The sequence below is a fragment of the Clostridium sp. CAG:43 genome (assembly GCF_000434655.1).
GTDB lineage: Bacteria > Bacillota > Clostridia > Lachnospirales > Lachnospiraceae > Otoolea > Otoolea fessa.
The window spans coordinates 1-3,916 of record NZ_FR895058.1 but is presented as its reverse complement, the minus strand read 5'-3'; the positions used below and the strand labels follow the sequence as shown (position 1 = coordinate 3,916).

Here is a 3,916-nt window from a genome sequence, read left to right as displayed (position 1 = left end):
CGGAAGTCCGACGATCTCATCAAAATCGACGTCAAATTCTTCCTGTCCCGCCTGAAACAGATCTGGTGTGAACCATTGTCCGTGAATCAGTTCCGGATGCTGCAGGCAACCCGTCAGCGCTTTCACATCCCGGACTCCGACGATCTCAATTCCATCCACAGCCCGTCCCTCCTGTACATTCTCTTCGGATAGAAAAACCCGTTTCATTCCGCAGCGGCGCGCTTCATAGACCATCGAGAGAACACCGGTCAACGGCTTGATGCTGCCGTCCAAACCCAATTCACCGATAAACGCCCATTGGTCCCAATCCGGTGCAGAATTGTTCTCCTCATCTTCCATCCCATCCATTTCCGGGCAGGTTTCATCCATCTTTCTTATTTTTGCCTTTTCACCCTGTTCCCACAAGCACCTCAAAATTCCTGCCGCGATCGCCAGATCACACCCCGTTCCCTCTTTCCGCACCCCGGCTGGCGATAAATTGACCGTGATCCGCTTCGGCGGCAGGCAAAACCCCGCATTCCGAAGTGCGGTCCGAACGCGCTCCTGCGCCTCCCGCACCTCCTCCGCCAGGTAGCCCACCATGACAAAACTCGGCAATCCGTCGCTCACATCAACTTCCACCGTGATCCGGTAGCCATCGATGCCGCGGGTGCTGAAACTGTTTATTTTACTGAACATATATTTCCCCCTATTATTGATTTTTTACCTTGCCTTGTATTTTTCATATCATACAGGCTTAAAATTTGGATACTTTTAATGATATTTTGAATTTTTAGAATTAAAAATATATTATAACAATCTTATCTTCTCTGAAATTGATATCACCCAAAAGATGTGGGGTCTTCTCAACTGAGATAAAAGAGATTCTACTTGAATTTGATTTGAAATTAAAATAAATAGATTTGAATCATGAAATCAGATTTACCAGACCTAAAATAGATATTCACTCTTTCATTATATATAGACCTGCGGCAGAATGCAAGCCAAAACAGATTAGAACTATGACACTAATTAATTGACATTGTGCGCACAAAAAAAACAAAACGCTGCCGCAAAATGCTAACATATAACATTCTGCTGCAGCTTTTTGTTTTTAATCTATCTCTTTAAATAAAATCTTCTCCCAGCTTCTCTGCCGCCGCGCGTGCAATCTGCTCCGGCGTGATCGGAAGCTCATAGAATCGTTTTCCGACTGCATTGTACACCGCATCAGCAATCGCCGGAAGCGGCGTGTTGATAACAATCTCGCCGATCGACTTTGCTCCGAACGGACCAGATGGCTCATAACTGCTCTCAAACTCGACGTTTAAATGTCCATAGTCAATCCGGGTCGGAATCTTATACTGCATCAGGGAATTTTCACGTACACCACCCTGTGCATTGCGGGTAATATTTTCCGTCAGCGCCATGCCGATTCCCTGCATCAGACCGCCCTCAACCTGCAGGCGGGACAGATTCGGATTAATCGGTGTACCGCAGTCTACCGCTGCCGCATAATTAATAACGCTGGTTTCGCCTGTCTCCATATCAATCTCAAGCTCAACCGCACCTGCCATAAACGGAGGCGGAGAAATGTGGGCGGTTCTCGACTCGGTTACCTCCAGCGGAATTTCATGCCCGTACATGGACGCCGTTGCGATATCAGCCAGAGCGATCTTCTTCGTCTCATCCCCGGCTTTTTCGGTTGTGAATACCTCTTTTCCGTCAAATTCCACTGCATCCGCCGGGACGCCCAGAAGCTCTGCACCCAGTTTACAGATCTGCTCACGCAGGCGCAGCGCACACCGTTCGGTCGCTTTTCCGGTCAGATAGGTCGTACTCGATGCATAAGAACCTGAGTCATACGGGGATGAATCCGTGTCCGCGCCCAGCACCGTGATCGCGTCGATTGGGCATTCCAGCACTTCCGCCGCAATCTGCGCCAGAATCGTGTCACAGCCGGTTCCCATATCTGCCGCTCCGAGCGACAATGTATAGAACCCTTCGTCGTTGACTTTGAGACGGGCACTTCCGACATCCATCGCCGTGATTGCCGATCCCTGCATCGCCATACCCATGCCGACGCTGCGGATCTTGCCATTGCCCATGTCACGCACCGGATATTTGTCTTCCCAGCCGATCATCTCACGCACTTTTTTTACACAACGGTCGAGTGCGCAGCTTGTATTAACCTGATTATAATATGCTGGCATCAGATCGCCCTCTTTAACCATGTTTTTCAGGCGGATCTCAAAGCGATCCATCTGAATCTGGTCTGCCAGCTCATTGACCGCCGACTCGATCGCGAAAAGTCCCTGTGTCGCACCATAGCCACGGTACGCGCCTGCCGACATGATATTCGTATAGACAACATCGCTGATAAAGCGGAATGCTTCAACACTTCCATACAACGGGATCGATTTGTGTCCTGACAGTCCAACGGTTGTCGGTCCATGCTCGCCGTAAGCACCGGTATTGGACAATGTGTAAAGATCGATGCCGCGGATCGTGCCGTCCTTCATCGCTCCCAGACGCACATGCATCTCCATCTCATGGCGCGGCGAAGACGCCGTCTGTGTCTCCATCCGGCTATAAATCAGCTTCGACGGTTTTTTCGTCATCCAGGTAACGAATGCCGGATACACTTCACAGACCGCCGTCTGCTTCGCACCAAACCCTCCGCCGATTCTCGGCTTGCTCACGCGCACCATCGACTTCGGGATATGAAGCGCATTTGCCACGATTCTGCGACAGTGGAACACGATCTGCGTGGAACTTAAAATATTTAATCTTCCGTAGGTATCGATCGAACAATAGGTACGGAATGTCTCCATCATCGTCTGCTGGCACGGCTTTGTGTGGTATACATGGTCAATCACGATGTCGCAGTCCTTTAAAACCGCCTCGACATCCCCGTTGCCGCATTCATCGTGCGCGCAGAGGTTGCGCTTGTTGTCTGCGCCGACCGGAGCAAGACTCTCCCAGTTGTCCTCTGGGTGAACCAGGATCGGGTTGTCCTTTGACGTATGGAAATCCAGAACCGGCTCTAAGACTTCGTACTGTACCTTGATCAGGCGAAGTGCTTTATCGACACATTTTTCATCTTTTCCTGCTACAATCGCCACGATATCGCCCTGAAAACGGACATGGCGGTCGATCAGGAGACGGTCATACGGGCTCGCCTCCGGGTATGTCTGCCCCGCCTGTGTGTAGCGCTTTGCATCCTGCGGCACATCCTCCCAGGTATAAATTGCCTCGATGCCCGGAACTTTCATTGCGATCGCGGTGTTGATCGTTTTTACCATCGCATTCGCATACGGGGAACGCAGAAGTTTGACGATCAGGCAGTCCTGCGGCGCCAGATCATCCACGTAAACCGGCTGTCCGGTTACCAGCTGCATCGCATCTTTTTTTCGTACAGAAGTATTGACTACTCTCATTCTGCCGCCTCCTTCTGTTTTTCTCTCTTCCAGTCTAAAAATGCCAGAATGCCGCGAAGCTGTCCTTCATAACCGGAACAGCGGCACAGGTTTCCTGCCAGATATTCGCGGATTTCATCCTCCTCCGGGAACTCTTTTTCCCGGAACAGCGCCAGCGCATTCATAATAAAGCCCGGATTACAGAAGCCGCACTGTTCGGCTCCCTGATCGGCAATGAATGCGCCAAATTCTTTTGCCTCCTCCTGGAGTCCTTCCAGCGTCGTCACGCTGTGACCGTCCGCCCGCGCCGCCAGCACGGAACAGGAAAGCACTGGTTTTTCATCCAGAAATACGGTACAGAGTCCGCAGTTTGCCGTCTCGCAGCCGCGCTTGACACTGTAACAGCCCTGACTGCGTACCAGATCAATCAGAAGCGTATCCGGTTCAATCTCCGGGGAAATCTTCGTTCCATTTAGAGTAATCGTTATCTGCATCATATGTGAATCTCCTAATATTCA

General features: G+C 50.7%; 3 protein-coding genes. All 3 read right to left on the bottom strand.

Translation table 11 applies throughout. The features are described from left to right. Nucleotides 1-678: magnesium chelatase domain-containing protein (locus QVO97_RS04805; protein WP_288188966.1), on the bottom strand; the 678-nt coding region annotated here is incomplete at its 3' end. A 428-nt stretch (nt 679-1,106) separates the two neighbouring features. Beyond that, the gene (locus tag QVO97_RS04800) at nt 1,107-3,419 is read right to left on the bottom strand and encodes a xanthine dehydrogenase family protein molybdopterin-binding subunit (RefSeq protein WP_022359251.1); all 2,313 of its coding nucleotides are present in this window, start codon (nt 3,417-3,419) and stop codon (nt 1,107-1,109) included. After that, on the bottom strand, nt 3,416-3,892 hold the full coding sequence (locus QVO97_RS04795; RefSeq protein ID WP_107000403.1) for a (2Fe-2S)-binding protein: 477 nt from the start codon (nt 3,890-3,892) through the stop codon (nt 3,416-3,418). The genes QVO97_RS04800 and QVO97_RS04795 overlap by 4 nt, the downstream gene beginning before the upstream one ends. Between the last annotated feature and the right edge of the window lie 24 nt (nt 3,893-3,916).